Annotated in this window: 16 protein-coding genes and 1 pseudogene; 11 read left to right on the forward strand and 6 right to left on the reverse strand. The window is 28.7% G+C overall.

Annotated elements, in window-relative coordinates:
* Position 1 precedes the first annotated feature (1 nt).
* Together prdB and RT714_RS06990 are read left to right on the forward strand one after the other, a co-directional pair.
* On the forward strand, positions 2-727 hold the full coding sequence (gene prdB / locus RT714_RS06985) for a D-proline reductase (dithiol) protein PrdB (RefSeq protein ID WP_084725119.1): 726 nt from the start codon (positions 2-4) through the stop codon (positions 725-727).
* A 12-nt stretch (positions 728-739) separates the two neighbouring features.
* Positions 740-1,747 (forward strand): proline racemase, encoded by a 1,008-nt coding sequence (locus RT714_RS06990; protein ID WP_313756861.1) that lies wholly within the window; start codon positions 740-742, stop codon positions 1,745-1,747.
* A 435-nt stretch (positions 1,748-2,182) separates the two neighbouring features.
* Here the strand turns inward: RT714_RS06990 and RT714_RS06995 are convergent, their stop codons facing one another.
* A complete protein-coding gene (locus RT714_RS06995; RefSeq protein WP_313756862.1) occupies positions 2,183-2,851 on the reverse strand; it encodes a hypothetical protein in 669 nt (222 codons plus the stop codon).
* A gap of 368 nt (positions 2,852-3,219) precedes the next feature.
* Between RT714_RS06995 and RT714_RS07000 the strand changes: the two genes are divergently transcribed.
* The 3 genes from RT714_RS07000 (at position 3,220) to RT714_RS07010 (ending at position 5,799) form a co-directional block, all read left to right on the forward strand.
* A complete protein-coding gene (locus RT714_RS07000) occupies positions 3,220-3,693 on the forward strand; it encodes a hypothetical protein (protein ID WP_313756863.1) in 474 nt (157 codons plus the stop codon).
* A 291-nt stretch (positions 3,694-3,984) separates the two neighbouring features.
* On the forward strand, positions 3,985-4,872 hold the full coding sequence (locus RT714_RS07005; RefSeq protein ID WP_313756864.1) for a radical SAM protein: 888 nt from the start codon (positions 3,985-3,987) through the stop codon (positions 4,870-4,872).
* A 183-nt stretch (positions 4,873-5,055) separates the two neighbouring features.
* Complete coding sequence (locus tag RT714_RS07010; RefSeq protein WP_313756865.1) at positions 5,056-5,799, forward strand: biosynthetic peptidoglycan transglycosylase; 744 nt, start codon at positions 5,056-5,058, stop codon at positions 5,797-5,799.
* A 138-nt stretch (positions 5,800-5,937) separates the two neighbouring features.
* On the opposite strand, the gene RT714_RS07015 is transcribed toward RT714_RS07010, so the two are convergent.
* Both RT714_RS07015 and RT714_RS07020 read right to left on the reverse strand, forming a co-directional pair.
* Positions 5,938-6,861 carry a DUF4179 domain-containing protein gene (locus RT714_RS07015; protein WP_313756866.1) on the reverse strand — a complete coding sequence of 308 codons (924 nt, stop codon included), beginning with the start codon at positions 6,859-6,861 and terminating at the stop codon, positions 5,938-5,940.
* A complete protein-coding gene (locus RT714_RS07020) occupies positions 6,851-7,408 on the reverse strand; it encodes a sigma-70 family RNA polymerase sigma factor (protein ID WP_313756867.1) in 558 nt (185 codons plus the stop codon). Before RT714_RS07020 ends, RT714_RS07015 begins: the two co-directional genes overlap by 11 nt.
* A 290-nt stretch (positions 7,409-7,698) precedes the next feature.
* Between RT714_RS07020 and RT714_RS07025 the strand changes: the two genes are divergently transcribed.
* Together RT714_RS07025 and RT714_RS07030 are read left to right on the forward strand one after the other, a co-directional pair.
* Entirely contained in the window at positions 7,699-8,985 is a 1,287-nt protein-coding gene (locus tag RT714_RS07025; protein ID WP_313756958.1) for a putative DNA modification/repair radical SAM protein, read from the forward strand.
* On the forward strand, positions 8,985-9,719 hold the full coding sequence (locus RT714_RS07030; RefSeq protein WP_313756868.1) for a TIGR03915 family putative DNA repair protein: 735 nt from the start codon (positions 8,985-8,987) through the stop codon (positions 9,717-9,719). The genes RT714_RS07025 and RT714_RS07030 overlap by 1 nt, the downstream gene beginning before the upstream one ends.
* Before the next feature lie 74 nt (positions 9,720-9,793).
* Here RT714_RS07030 and RT714_RS07035 read toward each other — a convergent pair whose 3' ends face one another.
* Both RT714_RS07035 and RT714_RS07040 read right to left on the reverse strand, forming a co-directional pair.
* A complete protein-coding gene (locus RT714_RS07035) occupies positions 9,794-11,260 on the reverse strand; it encodes a M23/M56 family metallopeptidase (RefSeq protein WP_313756869.1) in 1,467 nt (488 codons plus the stop codon).
* Between the two features lie 15 nt (positions 11,261-11,275).
* Entirely contained in the window at positions 11,276-11,650 is a 375-nt protein-coding gene (locus RT714_RS07040) for a BlaI/MecI/CopY family transcriptional regulator (RefSeq protein WP_313756870.1), read from the reverse strand.
* Between the two features lie 164 nt (positions 11,651-11,814).
* On the opposite strand from RT714_RS07040, the pseudogene RT714_RS07045 reads away from it, so the two are divergent.
* Positions 11,815-11,972, forward strand: a pseudogene (locus tag RT714_RS07045) (IS3 family transposase); the annotation flags it as partial.
* A gap of 72 nt (positions 11,973-12,044) precedes the next feature.
* Here the strand turns inward: RT714_RS07045 and RT714_RS07050 are convergent.
* Positions 12,045-12,896 (reverse strand): DegV family protein, encoded by an 852-nt coding sequence (locus RT714_RS07050; protein WP_313756871.1) that lies wholly within the window; start codon positions 12,894-12,896, stop codon positions 12,045-12,047.
* 530 nt (positions 12,897-13,426) lie between these two features.
* Between RT714_RS07050 and rsgA the strand changes: the two genes are divergently transcribed.
* The 3 genes from rsgA (at position 13,427) to RT714_RS07065 (ending at position 16,396) form a co-directional block, all read left to right on the forward strand.
* Positions 13,427-14,473 carry a ribosome small subunit-dependent GTPase A gene (rsgA, locus tag RT714_RS07055; RefSeq protein ID WP_313756872.1) on the forward strand — a complete coding sequence of 349 codons (1,047 nt, stop codon included), beginning with the start codon at positions 13,427-13,429 and terminating at the stop codon, positions 14,471-14,473.
* A gap of 182 nt (positions 14,474-14,655) precedes the next feature.
* Positions 14,656-15,213, forward strand: coding sequence for a hypothetical protein (locus RT714_RS07060; RefSeq protein WP_313756873.1), 558 nt, complete (start codon positions 14,656-14,658; stop codon positions 15,211-15,213).
* A gap of 109 nt (positions 15,214-15,322) precedes the next feature.
* On the forward strand, positions 15,323-16,396 hold the full coding sequence (locus RT714_RS07065; RefSeq protein ID WP_313756874.1) for a nitronate monooxygenase family protein: 1,074 nt from the start codon (positions 15,323-15,325) through the stop codon (positions 16,394-16,396).
* Positions 16,397-16,484: the final 88 nt, after the last annotated feature.

Consider the following 16,484-nt stretch of genomic DNA (forward strand, 5'->3'; position numbering starts at 1 on the left):
AATGACCATGACAGTAGTAAGAGGGTTACAGTCTGAAATATATGTACCAATTACACCACCGCCAGTATGGACTCCTGTAACTAAAGAATTAAAAGATATGACTGTTGCATTAGTTACAGCAGCTGGTGTTCACGAGAAAAAGGATAAGAGATTTAATCTTGCGGGAGATTTTACATTTAGAGAGGTTAGGGATACAACTCCCTCAAGTGAATTGATGGTATCCCATGGTGGTTATGATAACGGAGATGTTAATAAGGATATCAATTGTATGTTTCCAATAGATAGATTACACGAACTTGCAAAGGATGGTTTTATAAAATCCATAGCACCTGTACATATTGGGTTTATGGGTGGAGGAGGAAATCAGGAGAAGTTTAAAAATGAAACAGGCCCTGAGATTGCAAGAATATTGAAAGAAGAAGGAGTAGATGCTGTACTAATGACTGCAGGCTGAGGTACTTGCCACCGCTCTGCCGTGATTGTGCAGAGAGCAATTGAGGAAGCAGGCATACCAACAATAATAATAGCTGCTCTTCCACCAGTAGTAAGACAAAGTGGTACTCCTAGAGCAGTGGCTCCTTTAGTACCTATGGGTGCCAATGCAGGAGCACCTCATAATATAGAAATGCAGTATAATATTTGTAAAGACGCTTTATTAAAGTTAGTAGAAATTGATACAGCTGGTAAAATAGTTCCACTTCCATATGAATATGTGGCAAAGGTCTAAAGGAGGTAAATAATGAAATTTTCTAAGAGTTTACACGCTATTGATTCCCATACAATGGGAGAACCTAATAGAACTATAATTGGCGGATTACCAGCCATATCTGGAAGGACTATGCCAGAGAAAAAAGAATATTTGGAAAAGCATTTAGATTATATAAGAACAGCTGTAATGCATGAACCAAGAGGACACAATGATATGTTTGGCTCTATAATTACTACACCTACCTTACCAGAAGCAGATTTAGGTATAATATTTATGGACGGCGGGGGATATCTAAACATGTGTGGACACGGAACCATTGGTGCTGCCACTATTGCAGTAGAAACTGGAATGGTAAAAGTTACTGAGCCAATTACAGAAATAGTATTAGAAGCTCCTGCTGGATTAGTTAAAGCTAAAGTAAAGGTTGAAGATGGAAGAGCCAAGGAAGTATCCGTAGTTAATGTTCCCTCATTTTTATACAAAAAGGATGTTCAAGTGGAATTGCCTGATGTTGGAAGAGTTACATTTGATATCTCCTTTGGAGGCAGTTTCTTTGCCATAGTAAAAGATAGTGAATTGAAGGTTAATATTGGACCTGAGAACACTAATATAATAATAGAAAGAGCCATGAAATTAAGGGATATTATAAACAAGGAAATTGAAGTTAAGCATCCAACACAAACACATATAAAGACAGTTGACTTAGTAGAGGTCTATGGCAAGGCTAAGAGTGACGATGCAGATTATCAAAATGTAGTTATTTTTGGCTCCGGTCAAGCTGATAGGTCACCATGTGGCACTGGTACAAGTGCAAAGATGGCAACATTATATGTTAAGGGAGAACTAGGTATTAATGAACCTTTTGTATATGAAAGTATAATCAAAACTAAATTTAAAGGTAGAATTCTAGAGGAAACTACAGTTGGTGAGTTTAAAGCTATAATACCTGAAATAACTGGTTCTGCTTATATAACAGGATTTAATCATTTAGTAATAGACGAAGAAGACCCAGTAGGATATGGTTTTCTTTTGAAATAAAATTATAATGACTATTTAACTTGGTGTGATAGTAGAAAGCTCCATATCAATTTACTAAACAATTGGTCGAAGCAATATAAAGTAATTAAACAAATTTGAAGCCTTAAGAGTTAAAATACGTTATATTGTCAACTGAATTGTTTGCTGTTTCTTGAAGGATGAACTCATGAATTATGGAATTGGTGAATTGCCGATTTATGAGTAGTGATTGCATATTGTAATCTTTTAATATCAGAATTATTATCCATCATAGGATTTTAGATATAAAGATATTATATAAGAAAGATTTAATATATAATATTCTTTCAATCTATGCCATGGACTAATTATCTTTCAATATCAATGAAGCTCTCTACTATCACGCCAAGTTATTTTATATTTTTATAACTGATGGAAAAGTTCTATTTTTAAGAAAGACTATCTTTCAATGTTCTCTTAAAAGTCTTTCTTATATTGATTTATAATATCTTCACAGCTATCGAGGTAACTAAATTTTGGACTAAATTCAACGGATTCAAGATTCATTGCCATATCAATTCCTTCAGATATTCGGTCTGCAAGATAATTGTTTGTTTTAATCTTTTTAGATAAAGGTACTGTATTATATATTACTGTAGTAATTACTTCTGTCTCATAAATATACGGAGTTTGATTTCCTTCCACATTAAAGGCGTATCCTGTTCTTTTTTCCTTTGTTTTTTTATCCTTTCTATTTGTAAGAGGCCGTAGATATGCTTCTGAAAATCTTCTAAGTAATTTCGCATATTCTAGCGCTGAATCTAAGTTCATATTTCTAGTTTCATCAATTTTTATTTTTAAGCTTTTCTTAGCTTCTGAAATACTTTCTGCTAACATGGCTTTTTCAAAAAACAAATCTTCTAATAGCAGAGTTAATTGGGGAATATCTATTTCTGTATCATCTTCAAATTCTACCTCTATAGTTTCATCAAGAGCATCCTTATAAGAAGCAGATTTTTTATGAATTTCTGTTATGGAATATATTTTAGAATCCATACCGTAATTTGATAAATATATTAACTCTTCTATGGTTCTATCGAGAAAATTAGCGTATCTTCCAGCTTCTTTCATAGTCATTTTATTCATAACTATCACTCCTATTCTGGTTTCATATAGTTTAATGGTTAATATAATTAGAATACCATAATTTAGTATAAATACAATTACAAAGAGATTACACCATTATTACAATCATATGACACACTAGGACATGTTGATTGTTAAGATTAGATATGAATTATAGATTGCCAAAGCCATTTCAATACAAGTTAGGTTTGAACTGCTATTGATAAATAGTTGACAAATATTTTTCAGGTTGATACTCTATATTCATACTATACAATATGATAATTATAAAAATAAAGGTCTGCCCTTAAGGCATAGGATTCTTATAAACATTATAAAGCCAATAGTAACATAAAAAAATATATTTATATTATATATGGAGAATTAAAATGGAAAATATTAAAATAAAAGATCCAAAAATAAAAAAGAATATTATAATAATTGCTTTGATTGTATTAATTATATTAACGGTTAAATTATACAAAGATAATAGAAGATTAAAAAATAGAATAGCTTCATCTAATAAATCTACAATGGATTTAACAACTATTTCCTTACCGAAGGGTTGGATTTTGCCAATATTATCTGAGAAACCAATTGATTTGAATGAACTTTATCGATTAGATGGAATACTAAGGATGTCTAATTCACTTTTTATAAATGATTTTGGATTAACTGAATTTATGAAAATCGAGTATTTTGAAAATACAAGAATAGGTGTTCAAAGACTAATTAAATTAATAGAATCCAATGCTGATGATAAAGAAATTGATAAATTAGTAAATGAACTTATTGAAATGCAGAATGATATTCTTGAAAATCCTTTAGATGTCCATAAAGCTAAATCTTTTTATCTGAAATAATAGTTCTTACTTCTATAACAGGATTTAACCATTGGTAATTTATCATCTTCATAATGGGATGTTTTTTATTTTGAATATGACATACTGCTGTCAGGTTATAAGGGCTATACTAAGTCTATAATTAATAATAAAAATAATTTTAGAACTTCTATTTATCCAAGAAAGAACTAAGTATAATAGAGGTACTTTGCATAGTATGGTTTTTTGACCTAGAATGAATAAATTACATGGGCTTAAATTGTATTAAAATATAAATAAACAATATTTATGAGAGGAAAAGGGATTATAGTTATGAAGTATATTCCAGCGAAAACAATAATTTCAGGTTATACTGCTAAAAATAATTGGTTTGGTATTAATTATAATATGAATATATATAAAGGATGTTGTCATGGCTGTATTTATTGCGATAGTCGTAGTGAATGTTATGGGATAGATAATTTTCATGAGGTTAGGGCAAAGGATAATGCATTAGTTTTAATTAGACGTGAACTTAAATCAAAACGCAGGACTGGTGTAATAGGTACAGGAGCAATGAGTGATCCATATAATCCTTTGGAAAAAGAACATTGTCTAACAAGAGGTGCTTTAGAGCTAATTAATGGTAATGGTTTTGGTGTTTCAATTGCAACGAAAAGTAATTTAATTACAAGGGATTTAGATATTTTAAAAGAAATACAAAAACATTCTCCTGTATTAGTTAAGATTAGTATAACAACTTATGATGATGAACTATGTAAGAAGATTGAACCTAATGTAGCAGTGTCATCCAAAAGATTTGAAGCAATTAAAGAACTTTCTAAAGAGGGTATATTTGTAGGTATATTACTTATGCCAGTATTACCATTTTTAGAAGATAATGAAGAAAATATAAAGGGAATAGTGGAATTAGCCTATGAAAGTGGTGCAAAATTCATATATCCTGCATTTGGAGTAACATTGAGACAAAATCAAAGGGATTGGTATTATAAAAAACTTGATGAAAAGTTTAAAGGTATAAAGGAGAAATATATAAATTGCTTTGGCAATAATTATAGTTGTTATTCGCCAAGAGCAAAGGTATTATGGAAATTATTTAAAAAAGAATGTGAAGGGTTTGGCATATTCTATAAAATGGAAGATATTATTGCTGGATATAGAAAGCCATACATTAATAGTCAACTTTCCTTCTTAAAATAAAATATTTACAATAATATAAACTTTATTGGTCTTGAAAAACCATGTGCTAAATATATTTCAGCCTAATTTTAGGCTGATTTTTTCTTATCTTACAAAACTGTATGATAATTGTAAGGTAAAACAATGGTTATTGTTATATACTTTCGGTATAATTAAATTATAAATAAAAAAGGATGAGATAAAATGAAAAATTTTATAAATAATTTATTTTATATTGTAATAGTCTATAATTTAATTACTGTTGGTGGTATAACAGGAAAGGAAGCTTTTTATTCTATAGGTGAAGATAAGAAAAGATTGAATAAAAATAATGCTATAAAAACAATATTAGCAATATTTCTTAGTATAAGCATTTTAGTCATGTCTATGATAACACCTATTGTTTTAAATGGATATGAAATGTATAAGGAAGCAATAAATAAAAAAAGCTTAGATGATACTATCGAAGAAATTAGAGGACAAAGTAACTTTATATCATTAAATAATATATCAGATGAATTTTTAAATTTAGTATTAAAATCTGAAGACCATAGATTTTACAAACATTCAGGTTTTGATTTTATAGCAATAGCAAGAGCTATGTACAACAATATAAAAGCAGGTAAAATTGTGCAAGGAGGGAGTACAATAACTCAGCAGCTTGCTAAAAATTCATATTTTTCTTTTGATAAAAAATACGAGAGAAAAGTTGCAGAAGTATTTGTTGCCAAAGATTTGGAAAGAAAACTTACTAAAGATGAGATATTGGAATTGTATTGTAATGTAATATATTTTGGAGAAGGTTGTTATGGAATAAAAGATGCTGCTAAATATTATTATGGAATAGAAGCAGACAAATTAACATTAGAGCAGGCTAAGGCATTGGTTAAAACTTTAAAAAGTCCAAATAACTATAATCCAAAGAAGATGAAATTAGTTCAATCATAAAAATTTATAAATAAGAATTATTTGTTTCTATTAAATATAATTTAATAAAAAGTTTGTAAATAAAAAAGGACTTTATTATGATTTAAAGTCCTTTTGCTGTTTATGTTTTAAAAGCTTAATATAAATAAATCCTTTTTATTACCTTATATTTTCTGGTATATCACTCAAAGTTCTTTCTTCAGAATATAATTTTATACTATCTTTAAAAGTGCTTTCAAATTCTTTTAATTTTTCCTGCGCTTCTTCCTTTGAATCAAACTGACCTAATTCATATAAATATGTTCCATTACTGTCTCTTAATACCCTAAGTTCTTCTATGTCAAATAGTATTTCTTCAAGAATAGCAAATTCTTCTCCTTTTTCATAAGAGTTAGTTCTTACTGAATATATTTTTTTATCTGAGTTTATTTTTGTATTTTTCGATATTTCTATTTTAAAAGAGGCTGGATTCTTATATTCTTCTACTTCAAAATTAACAGGTTGGTTGAATACTATGTTAAATCTTTGCTGTGAATCATCTAAAGTTATAAGTTGATAAACATCTTTAATATATTTACTCTTTTTTAGCTCTTCAAAGTATTCACTGGCAGAAAGACCTCTAGCACCAGATATGGAAAATGTCATTGTAAAGGGTGCTTCTTTATAGTCTATATTAAAAGATGGTACTATTTCTTGAGTTTCTTCTTCAAATCCCTTAAAGTTTACATTAATAGTGTCGAAATCCTGTCCTTCCCTTAAAGAAATAAAGTTTATATCCACTCCATCGGTTATTTCTCCACCTTGAGAACTTCCATTATTAAATTGAAGTATTCTAACCAGTGTACCTAAAACAGGAACTTCTTCAAGACTATTTGCAAATGATGGAGAAATATTTATGCTTAGAGTAAATATTCCAATTGCTGCGGCTACTGATGCTAAACCATTTATTATTTTTCTTTTGTTATTATTTTTTTTCATATAATTTTTCCCCCTTAATATTGAATTATTAATTGTATCATCTAAAGCATCAGGTATTTTTATATCTGAATAAACGTTTTTTAAATCATCTGTATTATTTTTCAAAATCTTCGTCCTCCCTAAGTTCTATTTTTAAAATTTCAATTGCTTTATAAAGCCGAGTTTTTACTGTACTTAAAGGAAGTTCTAGAATTTCGGCTATTTCTTTTAACTTTAAGTCCTGGGAATATCTGAGTATTATTACAGTTTTATATATAGGTTCTAATTTTTGTAAAGCTTCCTTTAGATCAATATTTTCTAAAGTATTACTTTGTTCGTCATTAAATCTATCTATAGTCTGATTATCTAAATATAAGATTCTTTTAGATTTATTTATGAAATTTATTGCACAATTAATGACTATACGGACAAGCCATGTATTAAAATATTCGGGATGCTTTAACTTACCCATTGATATATAAGCTTTATATACTGAATCACCAACTATATCAAGTGCATCTTCCTCATGATGCACATAACTATATGCAATTCTATATAAATCTTCTTTTTTGCTATTTATAAGGAAACCGAAACTTTCATCATCTCCCTTCATTGCTTTAAGAACTAAATCTTTCAGTGAAATCTCCTCCTTGTAAATAAAATATGAGCTCATTTTTATTATTCACCTATTAGACAATTGTATATGGGAAAAAGTTTTATTAAATTTATTTTTTATATTTATGGATGTAATATATTATGAGAATAGAGAATTAAAGTTAAGGTTAATCCTATCCTACTTATAAAATATTATAGTAATATATTTTATCTCATCTTTGAAGATTATACTTTGTGAAAAGTCTTGAGTCCTAAGATATATAAATTTAAAAACTCAAACATATGTTTGAGTTTTTGCTGTTACTATGGTATAATTTACCTAAAATAATTGGTGATGAGGTGTTAGCGGTGGATGTCTTAGAGAAGTTAAAGATATTGTCTGATGCAGCTAAATATGACGTTTCTTGTTCATCTAGCGGAAGTAATCGAAAGAATAAAAAGGGTGGATTAGGAGATACAAGTCCAGCAGGTATATGTCATAGTTGGTCTGATGATGGAAGATGTATTTCCTTGTTAAAGATTTTAATGACCAACTATTGTATATATGACTGTGTTTATTGTATTAACAGGTCATCTAATGATTTACCTAGGGCTATTTTTACACCAGATGAGATAGTTGATTTAACTATAAATTTTTATAAAAGAAACTATATAGAAGGCTTATTTTTAAGTTCTGCTGTATTTAAATCTCCTAACTATACAATGGAAATGCTTTTCCAAGTAGTTAAAAAGCTTAGAGAAGAAGAAAATTTTAATGGATATATTCATACAAAGGCAATACCTGGGGCAGATGAGGATATTGTTAACAAAATAGGCAGATATGTGGATAGAATGAGTGTAAATATAGAATTACCCACAGAAGAAGGCTTAAAACTCTTAGCACCTCAAAAAAATAAGGAAAATATTTTAAAGCCTATGAACCTAATCAAAACTGGAATTACTCAATCTATAGATGATAGAAAGAAATTTAGATTTAGTCCCAAATTTATTCCAGCAGGTCAGACTACACAGTTAATAGTAGGAGCCACAAAAGATAATGATTTAAAAATCCTTAGACTATCTGAAGGATTATATAATTCCTATGGTCTTAAAAGAGTGTATTATTCAGCTTTTATACCTGTATCAAATAATCCTAAGCTTCCAGTTATTAAATCCCCGCCCCTTCTAAGAGAAAATAGGCTTTACCAAGCAGATTGGTTACTTAGATTTTATGGATTTGAAGCCAAGGAATTATTAGATGAAGATAAACCTGACTTTGATTTGAGCTTAGATCCTAAATGCGACTGGGCACTTCGCAACATTCATTTATTTCCAGTGGAGATAAACAAAGCAGACTATACTATGCTTCTGAGGGTACCTGGTATTGGAGTAAAATCAGCAATAAAGATAATTCAAGGAAGAAAATTTTCATCCATAGACTTTTTTGATTTAAAGAAATTAGGAATTGTACTTAAAAGAGCCCAGTATTTTATTACCTGTAAAGGAAAATACTATGGGATAAAATCTATGGATAGTCAAATAATTCGTAATCAGTTAGTGGAAAGTCCTTCAATAGAAAAGAAATATCATCAATTATCTTTATTTGAACAAGTGTCTCCAGAGGATAAGTATATTCAAATAGGAGGGCAGCTTTAATGATTCATTATATTTATGATGGTAGTTTTGATGGATTGTTAACTGGGGTTTACGAAGCTTATTATAGGAGAGAAAATATTGATGATATAATACCTGAAGATAGTATGGAAGAGAACTTTCTAGTACAAAAAGTATTTATTTCAACAGATGGAGAAAAGGCTAGAAAAGTATATGAAGCCATAGAAAATAAGATTTCAGAAGAAGCTTTAAGGAAAGTTTTCTATGCCTATTTATCTGAGTTACCAAGACATGGGATAATTATATTAAAATATCTTCAACTAGGATTTAAAATTGGAGCAGAGGTGGATTTCAATTTATCCAATGATATTGTTTTAAAAATAAATAGCATTTATGATAAAGTAGGTAAAGAAAAACATAGGATGTTAGGACTTGCTAGGTTTAAACAACTTGAAAATGGGATATTATATTCTTCTATAGAACCAGATTACAATATTGTAGGGCTACTTGCACCTCATTTTGAATCTAGAATGATGAATGAAAATTGGGCAATACATGATGTGAAGAGAGGAATAGCTGTATTTTATAATAAGGAAGAGTGGGTTATTAAAGATATAGAAGTTAATGATTCATTGATAATAAAAGAAGATGAGGAACAGTATCAAGAACTTTGGAAAACATATTTTAAATCTATAGCAATTCAGAATAAAATTAATCCAAGATTACAAAAAAGGTGTATGCCAGTGAGGTATTGGAAGCATTTAGTGGAGAAATGAAATAATTTATTTTCAAAACATTTATTTTATAATAGGGAAAAGATAATTTATTATGTCTTTTCCCTATTATATAATTAGTTGTTTTTAAAATAGTCTAATGGTTCAACGGCTTCTCCATCTTTTCTTACCTCAAAATGTAAATGTGGACCAGTACTAGCTCCAGTCATGCCTATTTTTCCAATAGCTGTACCAGAAGTTATTTCTTCATTTTCTTTAACAAGGAGTTCAGAGCAGTGAGCATATACTGTGGCTAAATCATTACCATGGTCAATAATTATTGTTTTACCATATCCCTCATCAAATTCTGAAAATACTACTTTACCATCTGCTGCTGCAATAATAATTTCTCCTTCTTTTCCAGGAATATCAATACCAGTATGGTTTCTTTCCATTTTTGTAACTGGATGTACTCTTTTACCAAAAGGTGCAGAAATCCTTTTAGAATTAGGTACAGGCCAAATCATTTCTATTAATTGGATATCTTCTTTATTTATAACGGGGGTACTACTTGAATAATCGTCAGCAGATACTTTTATATTTCCATTGCTTAAAAATACGCCAGACATTAACATAAACAGCAATATAGTCACAAGTGATAATTTATATGAACCTTCTTTAAATTTCTTTATCATTATAATCCTCCTTTTTAGATACCTCTTCTTATTTATAAATTCTGTAGTAATGATCCTATATGGTTTAGATCTATTCTTTTCCAATAGATGTATTATACATAAACCATAATTTTCTTTTTCATCTTCTTCAAAAGACGAAAGAGCTAAGGCATCGCAAGCAATTTCACAATCATTTTTCATTTTGCAAAGACCGTACCAAACAATAGGATTAAACCAATAGATTATCTGTAGGATATATATAATCATATAAATCAATATATCCTTTCTTTTATAATGGGCTAGTTCATGTGCAATCACATACTTTAAATCATCAATATGAATTTTTTCTTCTATGTCATCAGGTAATAATATACAGGGGTTAAAAAAGCCATACAAACAAGGAGAATAGACAAAAGGTGATTTATAAGACTGCAAAGATGTTTTTATACTAAGTTTTTTTTCACATTTAAATAATATTTGTTTAATATGTCCTTCTACAGGTGTCTTGCTAATATTAACTAAATGTCCATATTTTATATTAGATAATATGAAATACAGTCCTAATATTAATATGCCTAAAATCCATATACTTGGCAGAAAATACTTAAGTGAGAGATTAGAGGAAAATTTATGTAAATTAATATTTTGATGATTTAATCCATCATTAAACCACTTAAATATCTGGGATTTTGTTATTACATAATTAGGTTTTAATATAATATTATAAGTGTTGATTCTAGAAAATATATTAAAGCATCTTAGATTCACATTGGATAAAGTTAACCTTATAATAAGTAAAAACCAAAGAATATTTTGACCTTTAACTCCTATTTTCTCTCTAAATATATTCTTCACCAATAAAATAACTCCAATTAAAAGACTAGACTTGATTGAAGCTTCTAAAATTGTATAAAAAAGTCTTACAAGCATGATAAATGACTCTCCTTAATTCTTCTTTTTATCTAAGATTTCTTTTAATTCGTTAATGTCCTCATTAGAAAGTTCATATTTTTCAATGAAGCTAGCAAGCATAGCTTTTAACTCGCCCTTGTAGAATTTATTAATGAATTTATTACTTGTTACACTGATACATTCCTCTTTTTTTAAAAGGGGATAATAATAATAAGATTTTCCTATTTTTTCATAACTCAATATATTTTTATCTACAAGCCTTGAAATAAGAGTTTTAATAGTAGTTGGTTTCCAATCTCTTTTTTGTCCAGCCTTTTCAATTATTTCTTTAGAGCTAAGTGGATTTTTCTCCCAAAGGATTTCCATGACATCCCATTCTGAGTTTGATATTTTAGCTGATTTTTCCATTTTTTCACCTCCTATAAAAATATGACTACAAATGTAGTTTGTGCTTATAGTCTACAACTGTAGTCATAAAAAGTCAAGATAATTTATTTATAAATACTTAAATTAAATATTGGATGTCCTATTTTTTAATTGAAGAAAGTTAATTATAATAAATGGTAAAGACTATAATGAAAAATTTCTTTGGTTTGTTAAAACCAGAGTTATTATATTTACAAGAGTTCAAGAATATAAATTATTTTAGGAAGATTATATTGAATGGTATACTAAATATAGAATTAAAAGTAAATTAAAAGGACTAAGTCCTATTCAATATAGAACTTAATCCTTATGAGTTACTTAATTTAATGTATCTAACTTCTTTGGGTCAGATTATTTTTTGAAGGTGTTTACTTCGTTATTTGGTTTCAAAAGCTATACCTAAAGTATTTGGACCACAATGACAGGATATAGTACAACTTGCAATTGTTACATAGATTTCCTTAAAATTCGTATGTTCTAAAATTGTATTTTTGGCAAGACTAATAATCTTATCATCAATTCCAGAATGGACGAGGAAGATACGTTCATTATTAATATTATCATGGCTTGATAGTTTGTCTTTGATATATTTTACTATAACTTTTTCAATTGTTCCCCTGTATTTATTTCCTAAACTCATAGCACCTGATTTGTTATTTACATTGATAACAGGTTTTATTTTCAATAGATTTGAGCCAAGAGATGAAATTTTTGAACATCGTCCGCCAGCATATAAAAAATCCAAGGTATCCAGAATGAAGCTCATATGTATTTTTTCTTTATAACTATTTAAAGTATTGCTAATTTCTTTTGCTGTGAGTCCTTGATTTATCATATCTGCGGCTTTCAATACTAAAAGAGCAGAACCAGTAGAGAGATTTTGTGAATCTATGGGATAGATATTACCTAGTTCCTTTGCTACGATACAACAATTGTTATAACTGCTTGTAAGAACACCGCCAAGATTGATATGTATTATTTCATATCCATCATCTATCAAAGGTTTGAAATAATTATAATATTCCATAGTATTTATGGCAGATGTTTTTGGAAGCAGCTTTTTTTTATAATAGACTTCAAAAATTTCAGGTGGTGTGATATCTATATTGTCCTTATAGGTTTTTCCATCTAAAAGGATAGTATAAGGATAATGTTTGACACCATAATGCTGTATTAGTTCATTATTCAAATCGCAGGTACTATCAGCACTTAATATTATCTTTCTCATCTAAATTATCCTTTCTAAATACATTATTAAGTAATTTTATAGCCAGATAAATATGTTAAATTTAGGTATATATACAAAAATCATATCTAATATAGCTTCTTTTGTCAATTGGTCTTTGGGAGTTTTATAGCTGCTCTAAAATATTAAGAATAAAATGAATATTTCTTGACAACAATATTGGAGGAAATATATAATATAAGATATATTGGTGAAGGAGTTGATGTAATATGATAACAATGATAATGGTGATTACTCAATAAAATCAAATATGGGTCAAGGAATTAATAGTAAACAGTATGTTTTTTTGTCATGCAATAGACCTTGTGCCGTAGAATCAACCTTTCACGTCTACTTAAATCCAATAATAATTAAATAATATTACCGTAGATATCCATGGATGGTTTTGTCTGCGGTATTTTTATGCCCATTTTTAAAAAATTAGAAGGAGTGATGTTTTATGAAAAAGAATATAAATCCCAAATTTATAAGTATAAAGATTAATAGAAAGTTGATTAAATTGGAGGTATTAAATGAATAATTGTATTGAAAATTATGGTTTTACAGATTTCTTTAGAAATCAAATAGAATTAATTAATATAGATAAAGATAATCTTGTGCCAGCAAGAGTAATTGAAGTTCACAAGGAAATGTATACGATAATCTATGATAATATGGAGAAAAGAGCAAGACTCAAAGGTTCAGTATTTTATAATGATAATTATAGTATATATCCTGCTGTAGGAGATTTTGTTTTAGTTAAGCACAATCCTTATGGAGAGGATATAATCTATTATGTATTAGATAGAAAGAGTAAGTTCTCAAGATATGATTCTCATTATGAAAAGGAGCAGATGATAGCATCTAATTTTGACCATGTATTTATAGTTTCATCTTTAAACCATGACTTTAATATAAAACGGATTGAGAGATATCTTTCAATTGCATGGGAAAGTGGGGGCAGTCCAGCAATTGTTTTAACCAAATCGGATCTAGCTGATAATATTGAAGAATATAATTTACAAGTAGAAAATGTAGCTATGGGAGTACCGGTTTTTTTTATTAGTTCCATTACAGGAGAAGGAATAGATGAATTAAAGAAATATCTTAAACCAAGAGAGACTATAGTCTTTCTAGGTTCTTCAGGAGTAGGAAAATCTTCTTTAGTCAATGCCTTATCTGGGGAGAATATTATGAAAGTTAATGATATTAGAGAAGACGATAGTAAGGGAAGACACACTACAACCCATAGACAATTGATTGTGTTAAACAGTGGAACTATGATAATAGATACTCCTGGTATGAGAGAGCTTGCATTGTGGAATATTGAGGATGGGGTAGATACTACATTTTCAGAGATTGAAGAGTTGAGCAGATTATGCAGATTTAAAGACTGCAGCCATAATAAAGAGCCAGGTTGTGCTATTAAAAAAGCATTGTTAAATGGAGAACTTTCCTATGATAGATGGAATAATTATATAAAGCTCCAAAAGGAAGCTAGATTTACTGCTAGGAAGGAAGAGCTAAATCTTAGGAAGAAAGGAAAAGCTCAGAATAAAGCAAAATTATTAAAAAAATAATATAGGGGAAAAATATATAATTGCCAAGGAAATAGTTTCTTTGGCAATTATATATTTTTAAGCAAATTAAATAACATTTAGAATTCGACAAACAAATACTGATATTTATATTATAATGTTTATTAGAGGTTAGATTTTTTTAATACTAATATTAGGTTTCTATAAATTAATGGAGGAATTACATGAAAAATAAATTAGTTTATTTTCTAGTCATACTATCTATAACTTCCTTATATTTTAATTTTAAATTATATAATGAAAAACAAAAGCACACGAACCATATTATAAAAAGGATATATCGAGATTTTAGAATAATAGAAAGAGGATTTGATACCTTAAAGGATTTAGAAAAAGAAGATATAAAAGCTTATTATAATAAATTAACCTACATTTCGTCATTGTTTCTAGATATTAATGCTAACTTAAATTTTTTATCATATGAGAATAAGGAAATGATGTATTCAGAAGGTGTATATTCTTTTAGAACAATATCTGAAAATATATTTACAATACTTGAAGATAATATGATTTCTGATAAAGAATTTGAGTATTTAAATTTATTGAGTACATTTATAAAAACACTTATAGAAGAGCTTAATTTAGCAGTTGAATTTGTAAGAGATGATGACGAAATTGTAAACTACAGTACAGAAAATTTGAAAGTATCTTCTCTAAGTAGATGTATTTTAGATTTTATAGTAGATAATAAAGAAATTTTTCTTTATTCATTAAATAATTAAAAAATAGGGATTAGATATAAAAATCCCCCTATCTTTTTTATATGAAAAAATATATACTAAATATTAAGCTATGCTAAATTAGCTTAATACTTTTATATAGGAGGGGAAAATGGAACTACCTAAACTTAAAATAGGAAATCTAATTGCTAAGTTGCCTATTGTGCAAGGAGGTATGGGAATTGGTATTTCCTTATCAAATCTAGCAGGTAATGTAGCCTTAAATGGAGGAGTAGGTGTATTATCTGGTGTTGAGATTGGGTTTAATGAACCAGATTATTACCAAAATAAGAATGAAGCAAACTCAAGAGCTTTAAGGCACCATATTAGAAAGGCCAAGGAAATAGCCAAGGGGGGGATTGTTGGTATCAATATAATGGCAGTTCTAAATAATTTTGAAGAAGTAGTTATAGAAGCAGTCAGGGAAAAAATAGATATAATCTTTTCAGGTGCAGGGCTTCCCCTTACCTTACCTAGTTTCACTAAGGGAACAGATACTAAGGTTGTACCTATTGTTTCATCTGACAGAGCAGCTACCCTTATATGTAAAACCTGGGATAAACGATATGATATTATTCCAGATGCAATTGTATTAGAGGGGCCAAAGGCAGGAGGACATTTGGGGTTTTCAAATGAAGAATTAAAAGACTCCTCTAAGGATTTAAATACTTTATTGTTAGAAGTATTGGGAGCTATTAAGCCATATGAAGAAAAATATGGAAAAGATATTCCTATTATAGCTGCAGGAGGAATAATGAATGGAAAAGATATTGCTGAATTACTAAAACTAGGTGCAGCAGGGGTGCAGATGGGAAGCAGATTTGTAGCAACGGAAGAATGTGATGCATCTGAAAACTTTAAAAAATCTTATATAAATGCAAATGAAGAAGACATAGTGCTAATCAATAGTCCTGTTGGTCTAATCGGTAGGGCTATAAACAATAAATTTATAGAAGATGCTAAGGCAGGACTAAGGAAACCAATAAAATGCATTACAAATTGTTTAAAGCCATGTAAACCTACAGAGGTACAATATTGTATAGCAAATGCTCTAATCAATGCACAAAAAGGAAATCTTAATTCAGGATTTGCATTTGCAGGTGCCAATGCATATAATATAAATAAGATTATTCCAGTTAAGGATTTCATGGAAGAATTGGTTAAGGATATTCAATTACATTTTTAATAATAAAGCTAAGCCTATTTTGGCTTAGTTTTATTATTAAAAATGGGTAGAATAAATATAGTAAAAAAATAAGATATAATATAACTGG

This window comes from Tissierella sp. (assembly GCF_032104385.1).
GTDB lineage: Bacteria > Bacillota > Clostridia > Tissierellales > Tissierellaceae > Tissierella.

What these genes read in the sequence shown, in the direction of transcription:
- RT714_RS06990 (WP_313756861.1), top strand. Translation starts at nt 740, where the DNA reads ATGAAATTTTCTAAGAGTTTACACGCTATTGATTCCCATACAATGGGA.
- RT714_RS06995 (WP_313756862.1), bottom strand. Translation starts at nt 2,851, where the DNA reads ATGAATAAAATGACTATGAAAGAAGCTGGAAGATACGCTAATTTTCTC.
- RT714_RS07000 (WP_313756863.1), top strand. Translation starts at nt 3,220, where the DNA reads ATGGAAAATATTAAAATAAAAGATCCAAAAATAAAAAAGAATATTATA.
- RT714_RS07005 (WP_313756864.1), top strand. Translation starts at nt 3,985, where the DNA reads ATGAAGTATATTCCAGCGAAAACAATAATTTCAGGTTATACTGCTAAA.
- RT714_RS07010 (WP_313756865.1), top strand. Translation starts at nt 5,056, where the DNA reads ATGAAAAATTTTATAAATAATTTATTTTATATTGTAATAGTCTATAAT.
- RT714_RS07020 (WP_313756867.1), bottom strand. Translation starts at nt 7,408, where the DNA reads ATGAGCTCATATTTTATTTACAAGGAGGAGATTTCACTGAAAGATTTA.
- RT714_RS07030 (WP_313756868.1), top strand. Translation starts at nt 8,985, where the DNA reads ATGATTCATTATATTTATGATGGTAGTTTTGATGGATTGTTAACTGGG.
- RT714_RS07035 (WP_313756869.1), bottom strand. Translation starts at nt 11,260, where the DNA reads ATGCTTGTAAGACTTTTTTATACAATTTTAGAAGCTTCAATCAAGTCT.
- RT714_RS07040 (WP_313756870.1), bottom strand. Translation starts at nt 11,650, where the DNA reads ATGGAAAAATCAGCTAAAATATCAAACTCAGAATGGGATGTCATGGAA.
- RT714_RS07050 (WP_313756871.1), bottom strand. Translation starts at nt 12,896, where the DNA reads ATGAGAAAGATAATATTAAGTGCTGATAGTACCTGCGATTTGAATAAT.
- rsgA (WP_313756872.1), top strand. Translation starts at nt 13,427, where the DNA reads ATGAATAATTGTATTGAAAATTATGGTTTTACAGATTTCTTTAGAAAT.
- RT714_RS07060 (WP_313756873.1), top strand. Translation starts at nt 14,656, where the DNA reads ATGAAAAATAAATTAGTTTATTTTCTAGTCATACTATCTATAACTTCC.
- RT714_RS07065 (WP_313756874.1), top strand. Translation starts at nt 15,323, where the DNA reads ATGGAACTACCTAAACTTAAAATAGGAAATCTAATTGCTAAGTTGCCT.